The organism is Gemella parahaemolysans, from assembly GCF_053758945.1.
In genome coordinates, this window is record NZ_JBSMTP010000009.1 from 22,590 (window position 1) to 34,983 (window position 12,394).

Genomic DNA, 12,394 nt, shown 5'->3' on the forward strand with positions numbered 1-12,394 from the left:
TTTTAATTAAACTTTTCACATGATATAATATTAGTAAATTATTACGAAAGGAGCAGACTATGGAAAATAACCTACTTTGCTTTAAACGTACATCCAACCTCACTGCTCTATCCTTACCCAAAATTTATAGAGAAAGTTTTTATACGAAAGAAGGTGTCTGGACTAAACTAATAATCATTAAAGGAAAAATGAAACTTAGCTTTCTAGATGATGAAAATAGTGTTATTAAACAACTTACTCTCAATAAAAAAAATAATATTGAAACTATTCAACCTCAAAGTATTTTTAGAATAAATCCAACTTCTACAGATTTACAATTTCATTTAGAGTTTTATTGTTTACCTAAAGATTATTTTTTTAATAAATACGATCTTAATCCCGCTCATCAAGAGATTGTTAAAGCAATGAAGTATGTTAAGCCATGTAAAACTCTCGATTTAGGGGCCGGACAAGGTAAAAATTCGCTATACCTTTCTACACTAAATTTTAATATAACAGCGGTTGACATTAACGCTAAATTCTTACAAGATTTAGCAGATATTTCAATTATAGAAAAATTAGATCTAAATGTTTTCAAGCACGATATTTCAACTGCTAATATAAAGGATACTTACGATTTTATATTTTCTACAGATGTATTCATGTATTTAAATCCTACAAGAATCCACAGTATTATTAGTAATATGAAAAAGCAAACAAATGATAAAGGATATAACTTAATTGTAAGTGCCTTAAATGCCACAAAACATGGTTTGCCTCTTACCCCTTTTCCCTTTACCTTTATAGAAAATGAACTTAAGGAATACTATGAGGATTGGAAAATTATTACTTATAGTGAAAACATCACCGCTTCACCTTATCCGTACGCTGTAATCCTTGCTCAAAAAGTATCAGAATAAAACTAACCCCACAAGATTTTTTATTTTCTTGTGGGGCTTTCTTCTATTCAATATTTTCTCTAATATCTTTCTGATACCATACTACATCATACCAACGATTGAACTTATATCCTACTTTTTCAAAATGAGCTACTTTTCTAAATCCTCTTTTTTCATGAAATGAAATGCTTCCTTCATCAGGATATGCTATACATGATGTTAATCTACACATACCTTTATCATAAAGTTGTCTTTCGAGTTCAGTATATAACTTTTCTCCAACACCTTTACCTCGAGCTTTTTCATCTAGATAGATTGTAATCTCAGCTGTCCATTTGTATGCATCCTTCGGATAAAATTCACTAGCATAAGCATAACCTAATATATCGTTAGCTTCTTCAGCAACCAAAAATGGATAACTTTGAATAGATTTCGAAATTTTCTCCTCAAATTCATGTACACTTGGTACAGTATAATCAAAAGTAATTGCAGTGTGTTCTACATACGGTCTATAAATATCTACTAGTTTTCTGGCATCTTTTAAGTCAACCGTTCTAATATTTATCATGGTTTTCTCCTTAAATACTTTCTTTAATTTAAACAATAATTTCTTTGAAATCTATAATAAGATTCCTAAATATATAGCCTAACAAAGACGTTTTTTATATTTTAAAATTAATTTACGATTATTTATTTAATATCTTCTTTTTTGATTTTATCTAATAAAGCCTTACATCCCTTAGTTACATCATTGAATGTTGTTTTGAAATCTCCTGTATACCATGGATCATCGATAATTCTATCTTCTCCAGCATACTCTAATAATTTCTTAACCTCTCCTGTTTTTCTACCTGCAATGAATTTTTTAATATTTTCTATATTACTATCATCCATTCCTACGATATAATCTGAATCTAAGTCATTATCATTTAGGATACGAGAATACATCCCTTCTACACCAATACCAACTTTAGCGAGTTCATTTCTAGTACCACTGTGTACAGGATTTCCATGTTCCCAACTACTAGTTGCAGCTGAATCAATTAAGATTTTTTCACTTAATCCTTCTTTTTCAACCATGTCTCTAAATATTGCTTCTGCCATTGGTGAACGGCAGATATTTCCTAAACAAACAAATAACACTTTTACCATTTTTTCGTTACCTCATTCTTGTTTTCATATTTTTTATTATATCATAAAGATTTTAAAACAACATAACAAAGTACTTTTTACTGAGTTTAATCATTATTTGAATTTTATATTTTACATGCTATAATAAGATTAAATTTAACCGTTAATAAGGAGATTAGTATGATAAAAAATTTAGTATGCTATAAACAATTACCAATTTGGACAACTGAAACACTTCCTAAACCTTTTAGACAAAAACACAACACTAGAAAAGACGTCTGGGCAAAATTAACAATTCTAAAAGGACAATTACAATTTACAGAATTAACTGCAGATAATGAAGTTATAGCTGAGCACATCTTTACCCCTGAGAGCGAAATTCCATTCGTAGAACCGCAAGCATGGCATCGTGTTGCACCTTTATCTGATGACTTAGAATGTTTCTTAGAATTTTACTGCGAACCGAAAAATTATTTCAAAAACAAATACGATATTAATCCTGCTCACTCTGAAATAGTAGAAGCCTTGGAGACTATTAAACCTTGTAAAACGTTAGATTTGGGATCTGGGCAGGGGCGTAATGCTTTATTTCTTTCTAAACTTGGCTTTGAAGTGACTGCAGTAGATAATAATATTCCTGCTTTAGAATTTTTGATGGAAACATCAAAAATCGAAAATTTAGATATTAAAATCGGTAGTTATGATATTAATACAGCAGCTCTTAGAAATACCTATGATTTCATCTTTTCAACAGTAGTTTTAATGTTTATCGAGGAAGAATCTATTCCTAAAGTTATTAAAAATATGCAAGATCAAACTAATATAGGTGGCTATAATTTAATAGTTGCTGCTATGTCTACTGATGATGCCCCTTGTCCACTACCGTTCCCTTTTACTTTCAAAGAAAATGAACTTAAAGAATATTATAAAAACTGGGAGTTTATTAAATATAATGAAGATTTTGGACAACTTCATAAAACTGATGCTAATGGTAATAGATTTAAGCTACGTTTTGCTACTATGCTTGCTAAAAAAATTAAATAATTTTCTTTCAAGCTACATTTTTGACACCGTTATCAACGTATGATATAATTTTAGCAATCATTAAAACATTTGGGGTGCTTTTATGCTGAGATTATACCCATAGAACCTGACGTTGTTAGTACAGCCGTAGGAAAATGTTAATTTAACTAACTATACTTATTTGTATTTTTGATTTTAAAAGTACCTCTTGTTGTTTTAATGAATATAAAATAACAGGAGGTTTTTCTTATGAAAAAATGGTCTACAAAGGACATAATTATTATAGCTTTAATAGGATTCTTATTTGGGGGGATATTCCTTGCAACAAGTTTGGTTTACGTTCCATTAAAAGCTGCTCTTGGAGCAGTAGGATACGCACCATTCGCTAACTCAATATTATTTGGATTATGGGTAATGGCTGGACCGGTTGCTGCAGTACTTATTCAAAAACCAGGTAGTGCTACACTTGGAGAAGTTCTAGGAGCATTAGCTGAAATGCTATATGGTTCATACTTTGGTGCTGCCGTTCTTGTTTCAGGATTAGTACAAGGAGTAGGATCTGAAGTTGGTTTCTTAGCTACAAGATACAAACGCTACGATACATTTTCACTATTCCTTTCTGCAGTAGGTATTACGCTATTTAGCTTTGCTTATAAGTATTTCCAAGCTGGTTATGAAGCATTTTCTGTAGGTATGATTCTAGCAATTCTAATTGTACGTTTTATTTCTGTATTCTTCTTTGGAGTCATCTGCGTTAAATTAATTTTAAATATTGTTAATAAAGTACAAAATAGTGGTAATAAATAATGAATATTATAGAAATCGATAATTTTTCTCTAAAAATTAAAGATAAAGTCTTGTTTGATAATGTTAGTTTAAAAATAAAAGAACATAGTTGGTTAGTTCTAACCGGGAATATTGGTAGTGGTAAGTCTACCCTACTTCGTACTATTTGTAAATTAAATAAAGAACATTACGAGGGAGTAATTAGTTATAGAGGAAAAAATATTGTTGATATTCCCATGCAAGAACACGTTAAAAAAATTGGATATGTGATGCAACATGCAATTAATCAGTTTGTTATGCCTACTTTAGAAGAAGAAATAATCTTTGCTCTAGAAAATTTATGTCTAGAACCCAAGATTATTAACGAAAAACTAGATTATGCTTTATCAATTACAAACACTCGAGAAATTTCTACTAAGCATATCCATACATTATCTGGGGGGGAACGACAGCGAGCTGCTTTTGCTGTAGCATTAGCTATGGGAAGTGAAGTTTTAATTTTAGATGAACCATTTGCCAATGTTGATAAGAAGACTCGTAATTCTCTATTGACTCTTCTGAAAGACTTAAACAAACATGGAGTAACAATAATTGTTTGTGATCATGAATATCAACTTTATCTAAATTATGCAGATACATTTTATTGTTTAGAAAATGGACATTTCAAGCTAATTAATAACCCTAATATTATTTCTAATAATATTAGTCTATGTAATACTATTAAATCTAATCAAATATTAAAACTAGAAAATGTTAAGATTAACCAAGGTGATAAGGAACTACTGAATATAAGTAATTTTGACATTTATAAAGGGATTACTACTTTAACTGGAGATAATGGTACTGGAAAAACAACATTGCTTCATGCTATTTCTCAATTAAAAAAGTATGATGGAAATATATACTTTAATAATTTGAAGGTTAAAAAATCAAGAAAACTATATAAAAAAATAAGCACTTGTTTACAAGATGCCTTTCAACAGTTTATAAGTTTGATGCCTCGCGAAGAGATTTCTATGCAAAAAGATATTTGGGATCATGCTACCGCATGGCAAGAAAAACTTCTAAAAGAATTTGATTTAGAAAAAGAACTCGATAAAAGTCTATATTATTATAGTGGAGGACAAAGAAAACTTATCCAACTTATGTGTTTATTAAGCCAAAAAACTGAACTTCTTCTGTTAGATGAACCCTTTACTCATCTCGACGAAAGAGCATGTTCATTTGTAATGGATTGGATTGAAGAAAATAAAAAAGTTGCTGGGCAATCATTTATTATTGTTAGTCACAGATTAGAACCACTGAATAATAGAAGTGATTATCATATTGAAATTTCAGATAATACTCTACATTATATAAAGGAGGGGGATTATGGAAAAGAAAATAATTAGTCCTACTCTAGCATTAATAGTATTATTATTAACTATTTGGATTTCATTTAGTAAATTATTAATTTTAAATTTTATGATTATTGGGGTAACAATTCTCTATTTTTCTCTATCAAGATACTGGAAAAAGTTACTGTATTTCATCCTAGTACCACTATTACCAGCATTAGGTTCTGGTTGGGCCATAATCGTTCATAGTTCAAATTATAAATTTGCTCTATTAATTTTTTCTAGAACATATAGCTTTGCAGCCTTAGGTTTATTCATGGCAACATACATTTCTCTAGTAGAACTGTTAAAATATTTCGAACAGCATGGTCTATCCTCAAATGTAGTTTATGGGCTCCTAGTAGTTATCCAAGCATTACCGAGAATCCAATATGAAACTCAGATGATTACAAAATCCAGTCGTTTAAGAGGAGTTTTCTTAGCTTTTTGGTCACCATACTATTACGCTAAAGCTATTTTTATTGCTTTAACATGGCAACCACAAATTTCAGAAGCAATGACGGTTCATGCCTATGAAGACTACAAACAAAGAACTCATTATAATAAGTATATTGTTGATAAAAACAAAAGTGTAATTATATTAGTAATATTTTTACTAATATCAACGGCTTTATTAATACTTAATATATAGAATAATGCCATCATGGATAAAATTCATGATGGCATTTATTGTATTCAAAAATAAAAAACTGGCGGGAATGTGTGGGAATCGAACCCACCCAAGAGGCTCTTAACCCCTCATACTAGTTTTGAAGACTAGAGAGCACACCAGAACTCATCCACTCCCATATATGTCTATATTATATACTAAATATCAAAAAAAATCAAGGTGATTTGTTAACGTATACAAGTATTTAAATTATGATTTTTACTAAAAAAAGAAATTTCTACCACTTAGTTTTAGTTTTTTACCACTTACTTAAAAACTATTAAGTTTTATGACTAAATAGCGTATAATATAATTACAAATCATAGAGAGGAGACAATATGAAAATTAATATCGAACTAGACTCGAATCTTAAAGAAATTGAACTAGTTATTAAGACACCAGACTTAAATAATGATGTCATCTTAATTAAAGAATTAGTTGAAAAAGCTATAGTAAACTCTCAAAAAATAATTTTCTACAAAGGTGATTCTGAATATTTTATCCCTCTAGAATCTATTTTATTCTTTGAAACAGATGATAATAAAGTCTATGCTCATACTACCGATGAATTTTTTGAAGTAAAATTCAAATTATATGAATTAGAGCGACTTATTCCTTTTTACTATTGTCGAATTTCTAAGAGTTCAATAATAAATACAAAAGCAATTTATTCACTAGAAAAATCTTTTTCTGGCTCGAGCACCGCTTCTTTTTCTAATTCAAAGAAGCAAGTCCATATTTCAAGACATTACTACAAAATATTAAAAGATAAATTAAAAGAAATGAGGTAAAAATAAATGAGAAGAAGTTTTATTGGGTTATTCTTTATAATCCTTGCATTAACTACTTTACTTGATGGATTTAGTATTTTCCCAAATGGATCAATCTTTCTAACTATATGTACTGTTGTACTAGGATTTTTCGCAATCCGAGGTTTAATGGATTTTGATTCATTTGGAACAATATTCCCTCTAGCATTATTATTCTATGTATACAATAAAAATTATCACTTTGCGGATATATCAGGTGGAAAAATATTCTTTGTTGCTATTTTCCTTAGTCTAGGTATTTCTATGATTATTCCTAGAAGATATAAATATAGCGAAATTAGAAAATTTTATCGAAGAAAAAGACATCAAAAGATTGAAAATGGTTATGATTACTCTGATGTAACATTTGGGGAAAATACTCAATATATTGACATAACTAAATCAGATTCTTTTTCTACTTCTACAACATTTGGAACTACTACTATTTATTTTGAAAAATTAGATACTTATCCTATTAAAAACTTTGAACTTAATGTCTCAGTTACCTTTGGAGATTTAAAGTTATATGTACCAAAAGAATGGTCTGTTGAAAATAATACAAATAATATTTTATCTAGAGTTCCAAAGTATATTAATAGTATCGATAAAGATGTGAAGATTATCTTAAATGGTTCGGTAACATTCGGAGAAATTAAAATAATACATGTATAAAAAAATAACTCTCAAGAATTCTAGCAATCTTGAGAGTTCTATTTTTAGTTGTTTTCTGCTTTCTTTTGCTGTTCTCTTTTTTCTACTAACTTAGATAAATAGATAGAACCTACAGTTAATAAAATTACTAATAATGAAGCAATTAAAAATTCTTTACTGAAGATATTTGTACTAGTAGCTCCGAAGTTTAAGAATACTACTGTTCCAGGGATGATACCAAGTACGCTCGCTATCATATATTTTGATAAACTGATATTAGTTAAACCATATCCGTAGTTTATCATATTATATGGTACTAAAGGTATTAGTCTCAGTATTACTAAACTCATCATTAGTTTTTCATCACTAACATTAAAAATTCTATCGTGTTGCTTAGGTGTCATTTTTTTCTTAAGGTAGTTTTTCACCCATTCACGACCGAAACGACGTGATATTACAAACATAATATAACAATTTAATGACGCTCCAACGAAAGTTAGTAAACTTCCTTCTACAAAACCAAACGCTACTCCTCCAGCAACAGCAAGTATCGGAACTGGAAAGAAAAATACCGGTAAGAACATAAACATTAATACATAAATTATCGGTGCTAAGACACCAAAACTTTGAATAAACTCAGTCATTACTCTCCTCCTATTTAAAGTATGCTGATACTTTCTCTAAAAACTCTAATTCTATATATGAAGCGATTTTCTTAAATGTAGTTTCATCCATCAGCATTTTATCATTTTCACTATACTGTCTAAATGCCATACTACACCAAGTAACTCCTCTTAGACAATTAAATATTAAATACCTCTCGAATCTTTCTCTATCAAAATTTCTATAATTATTATATTCTTCTAAAAACTTATTAATTTCATTTTCTGATAAAATAATATCAGTTTTCCAAAATGTCGTTGTCGGGGCTAGGAAATGTGCTAAATCTTGTTCACATTCACCAATTAATGCCTTTTCCCAATCGATAACATAGCTATCTTCTTTTCTCTCTCCTATTAGGAAATTTCCTGAATTTAATTCTGTATTAATAATACACGGATTAGCTATAGTATATTCTTCTGGAATAAGTGTTTGACATTTTTCTAAAAAGATTTTGATATAGTTACTAACCTTTTTGTCTGCCTTCTCCCAAGCTAAATACTCTCTAGACATCTGTTTACATTCATCAAACATCAACTGAAATGGATTAGAAGCATTTATCAAATTATTTTCACCGTATTTTGTATTATGAACTGTACTTAATAAATACGCACCAATTTCCATATCTATTTTGTAATTAAGAGGTCTTCCGTTTAGGAATTCCATTGTTAAATATTTATACGGCAATAAGTTTGTTTCTGTTACTACATCGTAAGGCTTTGGAGTAACTCCACTATCTTTCAACAATTGCAAAGTTTCATATTCATATTCTATTTGATTTTCAAGATTCATCTGACTCTTCATATTTATTCTAAGAACCTTTTTCAAATCTCCTTCATCAAAGGTAAAATTAATATTATACTCTCCTGCTCCTAATAACTTAATATTACTATAACCTGTTTCTGCTAACAGAAGATCTTCTTTCGTATCAATATCTAAGCCGGCTTCGCCTAAATAATAACTCAAATTTTGTTCATTACAAATATCAAGTAAATTTTCTAAAACAGTGTTATCTCCGTAACTTGGAAGATTGAAAACTTCTTTAATAGCTTTTTTCATTCCTATTAAAAAATATCCTCCATCAACACTTGGATTTATAACAACATCATGCTTATCTAATTTTTCAAATGCAGTAGTAATAATATTTTTTTGCAGATTATAGATATCTGAACCCAGTAAAATCACCTTATCACTGGTTTTTAACTCATCTTTAATTGCATTATACATTTTATCACCGAGTGTTTCACCCACTTGATAAAAAAATTCTCTATTTTCTAGAATATTCTCCATCTTTTTATCATCTATACTTTGACCATCGTGGTAGATTACTATTTCTTCCCCACTTGCTTTTAAAACACTATAGTTTTTTTTCATTAATTTTTTTTGAATTTCTACAGCTGTATCCGGAGACACAAAATCATACAACCTTGTTTTGGTTGTACCTACCTTAGGTACTCTTGTAAAAAATATTATTTTGTTTTTCATCTCTGAATTTTTCCTTTTATGTAAAATGTTTAAACCTATCTATATTTAATATTTTTTATACAAAAAAAGGAAACTCAACCACAAAATCTCTAATTAAAATTGCTATTTCGAGTCCCCCTTTTGCCTTATATATTAATGATTATGTCCAGAATGAGCATCTTTCTTATCTGAAGAGTGATTATGTCCTTCATGTCCTTTATGCTCATCATGTCCTTCTTTACAGTTTTCACAATGTCCTTCATGCTTCTCTGAACCTTTTACTGTATCACTTGGATCTTTACAGCAGTCAGCAATTTCAAATTTATAACTAAATTCCTTAGTTCCATCAATTGCATTAAAGACATTTTTATATCCTAAGTCAATTAGTTTTTGAGCTACTACAGATGAACTATTTCCAGTATTACTATAAACATATATAGAAACCTCTTTATTTTCTGGTAAAATAGACTGTAAACTATCTAATTTGTTTATATCGATATTTTTAGCACCTGCACCATGTCCTTTTTCAAAATCAGCTTTATCTCTTACATCTAAAAATACATTATTTGCTGCAGTATCTAGTAAAGCATCTTGGAATTTACTTCCACTCAATGATGTATATTTTACAAGTTCATAGCTAAAATCTTTTACATTTTGAGCTCCAGATACATCTTTAAAACCTTGTTTTGTAAGTTTATCTACAGCATCTTTAGTTTTATCAGACTTATCACTATAAACAACTACTTTTTTCTCTCTCCATTTTCTAATTTCTTCGATACTCTTATCTATTTTAGATAATGGAATGTTAATTGCGTGTTTAAGATGACCTTCTTTATATGATGCTTCATCCCTAATATCTATAACAAGGTAATTTTCTTTTTCCTTGTCATCTTTTTGGATTTTATTTAACTCCTCACCTTTCAATTCTTTTGCAGATGAAGTAGTTGTACATCCTACTAAAGTTAATGATAATACCGCCGACATACTTACAGCTAAAAATTTATTAAATTTCATTTATTTTCTTCCTCTCCTTATTTAATAAAAGACAAGGTGGTACTTAAATATATAGTGAATTCATGTAGAACCTCGTCTTTTATTAGTATAACTTAAAAATAGAATTTTTCCTAATAAATAATATTATTTTTACTTTTTTTTAAAGTAATTTCTACTTTGATTTTTCACTAGACTTTACTTCAAAAGTTTACCATTTTTTAAAATTTGTACTCATGTTCTTTTGTTCCATCCCAAGCATTATATACATTTGTATATCCTAATTCTACAGCTTTTTGAGCAGCCTTAGATGAACGGTTACCACTATAGCAATACGTATAAACTGGTGCATTTTTATCAGCTGGTAATAATGCTGCTAAATCCTTATCAATATTCTTAACATCAATATTTTTAGCTCCTTCTACATGACCTTTTTCATAGTCTTTTGCTTCACGAACATCGATAAATACCCCTTCTTTTTTATCAATTGCAGCTTGGAAATCACTTGCTAATAATGTAGTAAATTTAACAATTTCATAATCCTTATAATCTTTTACACCTTGAGCATTAGAAACTTTTTTAAAACCTGCCTTCACAAGTTTGTCTGCTGCTTCCTTGCTTTTCTTACCAGTATTACAAACTGTCACTACTTCTTTATCTTTCCATGCACTTAGGTGATCTGCATGTTTTTCAATATCAGAAAGAGGTATATTAATGGCGTGTTTTACATGCCCTTCTTTATATTCTTTAGCATCTCTTACATCAATTACAAGATATTTTTCTTTTTCTTTATCATCCTTTTCAATTTTATTTAATTCTTCACCCTTTAGTTCTTTTACTGCAACAGTTCCATTACCGCTACTCGAAGTACTATTCGAAGCTGATGAACATCCTGCCAATGACAATGATAATACAGCTGCCATACTGATGACTAAAAATTTATTTCGTTTCATAATTTTATCTCCTTTATAATTATTTTCATAAATAGTATAACAAATTAAACGATTTCAATCAACGTCACCATCTAAGATATAGAATAATTATTTTACTTTTTATATAACATTTAAATTTACATAAAATGCAATAAAGACTATAATTTTATCATAATTACAGCCTTTATTTAGCACCTTATTTTTTTATATTTTCATTATATTCAGAAAAATAATAATATTTTTTAGCACTTATTAGCTTCTAATTCCAAGAAAAACTGTTTAATATTTTTAACTTTATAACCTGTATAAATTTTTAATTCATCATCAAAATGCCATTTTTTTTCTACCAAACAAGTTTTCATTCCTAGTTTGTTTGCTGGATTTATATCATGATGCAGAGAATCCCCAATCATCATAGTTTCACTAGCTACTATGTTCTCCTTCTCGAGGACATTGATAAATGCTTTTTCTTTAGGTTTACTAATATATGTTTCACCTGAAATATACAATTTAAATATATTTTCTAATCCCAGTTTTTTTAGTTTCATCCTTTGTTCATATGACTTTCCATTCGTCAAGAGTATCATATTATATGTTTTACTCAATCTATTTATCCATGAATTTATCTCTTCATCAGGTTTTATTGATTCCAAGATAAATTCAAATTGTTTCTCATAATAAAATCTACAGTCTTCATCAGTTAATAAAATTCCTAGTTTTTCTAAAGTTAGCATTAGTCTCTTATTTCTAAGCTCTACTAATTTCATATTCCCTTGGAGTACTTCTTCTAATAACTCATTATTTATACTTTTATATAATCTAAAAAATTCTTCATAACTCACTACACTATCATATTTTAAATATTCAAAAATTAATTTATTTGATTTTTCCCATATTTTACTAAAGTCATACAAAGTATTATCTAAATCAAAAATTAGATTTTTTATCTTAGTCATCAATTTCACCTCTATTCTTAATTATGATACACTCTATATTGTACATGTGAAAAAACTAAATTCCAAGC

The 12,394-nt window shown here is 28.8% G+C and carries 14 protein-coding genes, 1 tRNA gene and 1 riboswitch; of the genes, 7 read left to right on the plus strand and 8 right to left on the minus strand.

Annotated elements, in window-relative coordinates:
• Positions 1 to 59: 59 nt before the first annotated feature.
• Complete coding sequence (gene tehB, locus ACWOBP_RS06265; RefSeq protein WP_455337967.1) at positions 60 to 899, plus strand: SAM-dependent methyltransferase TehB; 840 nt, start codon at positions 60 to 62, stop codon at positions 897 to 899.
• A 43-nt stretch (positions 900 to 942) separates the two neighbouring features.
• Here the strand turns inward: tehB (ACWOBP_RS06265) and ACWOBP_RS06270 are convergent, their stop codons facing one another.
• Together ACWOBP_RS06270 and ACWOBP_RS06275 are read right to left on the minus strand one after the other, a co-directional pair.
• The gene (locus tag ACWOBP_RS06270; protein WP_455337968.1) at positions 943 to 1,446 is read right to left on the minus strand and encodes an N-acetyltransferase family protein; all 504 of its coding nucleotides are present in this window, start codon (positions 1,444 to 1,446) and stop codon (positions 943 to 945) included.
• A 122-nt stretch (positions 1,447 to 1,568) separates the two neighbouring features.
• Positions 1,569 to 2,030, minus strand: coding sequence for a low molecular weight protein-tyrosine-phosphatase (locus tag ACWOBP_RS06275; protein ID WP_455337969.1), 462 nt, complete (start codon positions 2,028 to 2,030; stop codon positions 1,569 to 1,571).
• A 159-nt stretch (positions 2,031 to 2,189) separates the two neighbouring features.
• Here ACWOBP_RS06275 and tehB (ACWOBP_RS06280) point away from each other — a divergent pair, with 159 nt between their 5' ends.
• From tehB (ACWOBP_RS06280) to ACWOBP_RS06295, 4 genes are all read left to right on the plus strand, one after another.
• On the plus strand, positions 2,190 to 3,053 hold the full coding sequence (tehB, locus tag ACWOBP_RS06280; protein WP_455337970.1) for an SAM-dependent methyltransferase TehB: 864 nt from the start codon (positions 2,190 to 2,192) through the stop codon (positions 3,051 to 3,053).
• A 60-nt stretch (positions 3,054 to 3,113) separates the two neighbouring features.
• Positions 3,114 to 3,203: riboswitch (TPP riboswitch) on the plus strand.
• Positions 3,204 to 3,281: 78 nt separating this feature from the next.
• Positions 3,282 to 3,839 (plus strand): ECF transporter S component, encoded by a 558-nt coding sequence (locus tag ACWOBP_RS06285; protein ID WP_455337971.1) that lies wholly within the window; start codon positions 3,282 to 3,284, stop codon positions 3,837 to 3,839.
• Complete coding sequence (locus ACWOBP_RS06290; protein WP_455337972.1) at positions 3,839 to 5,209, plus strand: ATP-binding cassette domain-containing protein; 1,371 nt, start codon at positions 3,839 to 3,841, stop codon at positions 5,207 to 5,209. Before ACWOBP_RS06285 ends, ACWOBP_RS06290 begins: the two co-directional genes overlap by 1 nt.
• Entirely contained in the window at positions 5,190 to 5,846 is a 657-nt protein-coding gene (locus tag ACWOBP_RS06295; RefSeq protein ID WP_455337973.1) for an energy-coupling factor transporter transmembrane component T, read from the plus strand. The genes ACWOBP_RS06290 and ACWOBP_RS06295 overlap by 20 nt, the downstream gene beginning before the upstream one ends.
• A 59-nt stretch (positions 5,847 to 5,905) precedes the next feature.
• Here the strand turns inward: ACWOBP_RS06295 and ACWOBP_RS06300 are convergent.
• A tRNA-Sec gene (locus ACWOBP_RS06300) sits at positions 5,906 to 6,002 on the minus strand.
• A gap of 200 nt (positions 6,003 to 6,202) precedes the next feature.
• Here ACWOBP_RS06300 and ACWOBP_RS06305 point away from each other — a divergent pair.
• Together ACWOBP_RS06305 and ACWOBP_RS06310 are read left to right on the plus strand one after the other, a co-directional pair.
• Positions 6,203 to 6,655: a LytTR family DNA-binding domain-containing protein gene (locus ACWOBP_RS06305; protein WP_455337974.1), complete on the plus strand. Its 453-nt coding sequence runs from the start codon at positions 6,203 to 6,205 to the stop codon at positions 6,653 to 6,655.
• A 6-nt stretch (positions 6,656 to 6,661) separates the two neighbouring features.
• Complete coding sequence (locus ACWOBP_RS06310) at positions 6,662 to 7,345, plus strand: LiaF transmembrane domain-containing protein (protein ID WP_455337975.1); 684 nt, start codon at positions 6,662 to 6,664, stop codon at positions 7,343 to 7,345.
• Between the two features lie 44 nt (positions 7,346 to 7,389).
• Here the strand turns inward: ACWOBP_RS06310 and ACWOBP_RS06315 are convergent, their stop codons facing one another.
• The 5 genes from ACWOBP_RS06315 to ACWOBP_RS06335 form a co-directional block, all read right to left on the minus strand.
• The gene (locus ACWOBP_RS06315; protein ID WP_314090507.1) at positions 7,390 to 7,968 is read right to left on the minus strand and encodes a TVP38/TMEM64 family protein; all 579 of its coding nucleotides are present in this window, start codon (positions 7,966 to 7,968) and stop codon (positions 7,390 to 7,392) included.
• A 10-nt stretch (positions 7,969 to 7,978) separates the two neighbouring features.
• Positions 7,979 to 9,469: a TIGR04282 family arsenosugar biosynthesis glycosyltransferase gene (locus ACWOBP_RS06320; RefSeq protein ID WP_455337976.1), complete on the minus strand. Its 1,491-nt coding sequence runs from the start codon at positions 9,467 to 9,469 to the stop codon at positions 7,979 to 7,981.
• A gap of 132 nt (positions 9,470 to 9,601) precedes the next feature.
• On the minus strand, positions 9,602 to 10,462 hold the full coding sequence (locus tag ACWOBP_RS06325) for a rhodanese-like domain-containing protein (protein WP_455337977.1): 861 nt from the start codon (positions 10,460 to 10,462) through the stop codon (positions 9,602 to 9,604).
• A 197-nt stretch (positions 10,463 to 10,659) separates the two neighbouring features.
• The gene (locus ACWOBP_RS06330; RefSeq protein ID WP_455337978.1) at positions 10,660 to 11,391 is read right to left on the minus strand and encodes a rhodanese-like domain-containing protein; all 732 of its coding nucleotides are present in this window, start codon (positions 11,389 to 11,391) and stop codon (positions 10,660 to 10,662) included.
• 221 nt (positions 11,392 to 11,612) lie between these two features.
• Positions 11,613 to 12,326 carry an HAD family hydrolase gene (locus tag ACWOBP_RS06335; protein WP_455337979.1) on the minus strand — a complete coding sequence of 238 codons (714 nt, stop codon included), beginning with the start codon at positions 12,324 to 12,326 and terminating at the stop codon, positions 11,613 to 11,615.
• Positions 12,327 to 12,394 lie beyond the last annotated feature (68 nt).

Bases quoted from the DNA above. Each gene is read 5' to 3' on its own strand.
- tehB (WP_455337967.1), top strand. From the start codon at position 60: ATGGAAAATAACCTACTTTGCTTTAAACGTACATCCAACCTCACTGCT.
- ACWOBP_RS06270 (WP_455337968.1), bottom strand. From the start codon at position 1,446: ATGATAAATATTAGAACGGTTGACTTAAAAGATGCCAGAAAACTAGTA.
- ACWOBP_RS06275 (WP_455337969.1), bottom strand. From the start codon at position 2,030: ATGGTAAAAGTGTTATTTGTTTGTTTAGGAAATATCTGCCGTTCACCA.
- tehB (WP_455337970.1), top strand. From the start codon at position 2,190: ATGATAAAAAATTTAGTATGCTATAAACAATTACCAATTTGGACAACT.
- ACWOBP_RS06285 (WP_455337971.1), top strand. From the start codon at position 3,282: ATGAAAAAATGGTCTACAAAGGACATAATTATTATAGCTTTAATAGGA.
- ACWOBP_RS06290 (WP_455337972.1), top strand. From the start codon at position 3,839: ATGAATATTATAGAAATCGATAATTTTTCTCTAAAAATTAAAGATAAA.
- ACWOBP_RS06295 (WP_455337973.1), top strand. From the start codon at position 5,190: ATGGAAAAGAAAATAATTAGTCCTACTCTAGCATTAATAGTATTATTA.
- ACWOBP_RS06305 (WP_455337974.1), top strand. From the start codon at position 6,203: ATGAAAATTAATATCGAACTAGACTCGAATCTTAAAGAAATTGAACTA.
- ACWOBP_RS06310 (WP_455337975.1), top strand. From the start codon at position 6,662: ATGAGAAGAAGTTTTATTGGGTTATTCTTTATAATCCTTGCATTAACT.
- ACWOBP_RS06315 (WP_314090507.1), bottom strand. From the start codon at position 7,968: ATGACTGAGTTTATTCAAAGTTTTGGTGTCTTAGCACCGATAATTTAT.
- ACWOBP_RS06320 (WP_455337976.1), bottom strand. From the start codon at position 9,469: ATGAAAAACAAAATAATATTTTTTACAAGAGTACCTAAGGTAGGTACA.
- ACWOBP_RS06325 (WP_455337977.1), bottom strand. From the start codon at position 10,462: ATGAAATTTAATAAATTTTTAGCTGTAAGTATGTCGGCGGTATTATCA.
- ACWOBP_RS06330 (WP_455337978.1), bottom strand. From the start codon at position 11,391: ATGAAACGAAATAAATTTTTAGTCATCAGTATGGCAGCTGTATTATCA.
- ACWOBP_RS06335 (WP_455337979.1), bottom strand. From the start codon at position 12,326: ATGACTAAGATAAAAAATCTAATTTTTGATTTAGATAATACTTTGTAT.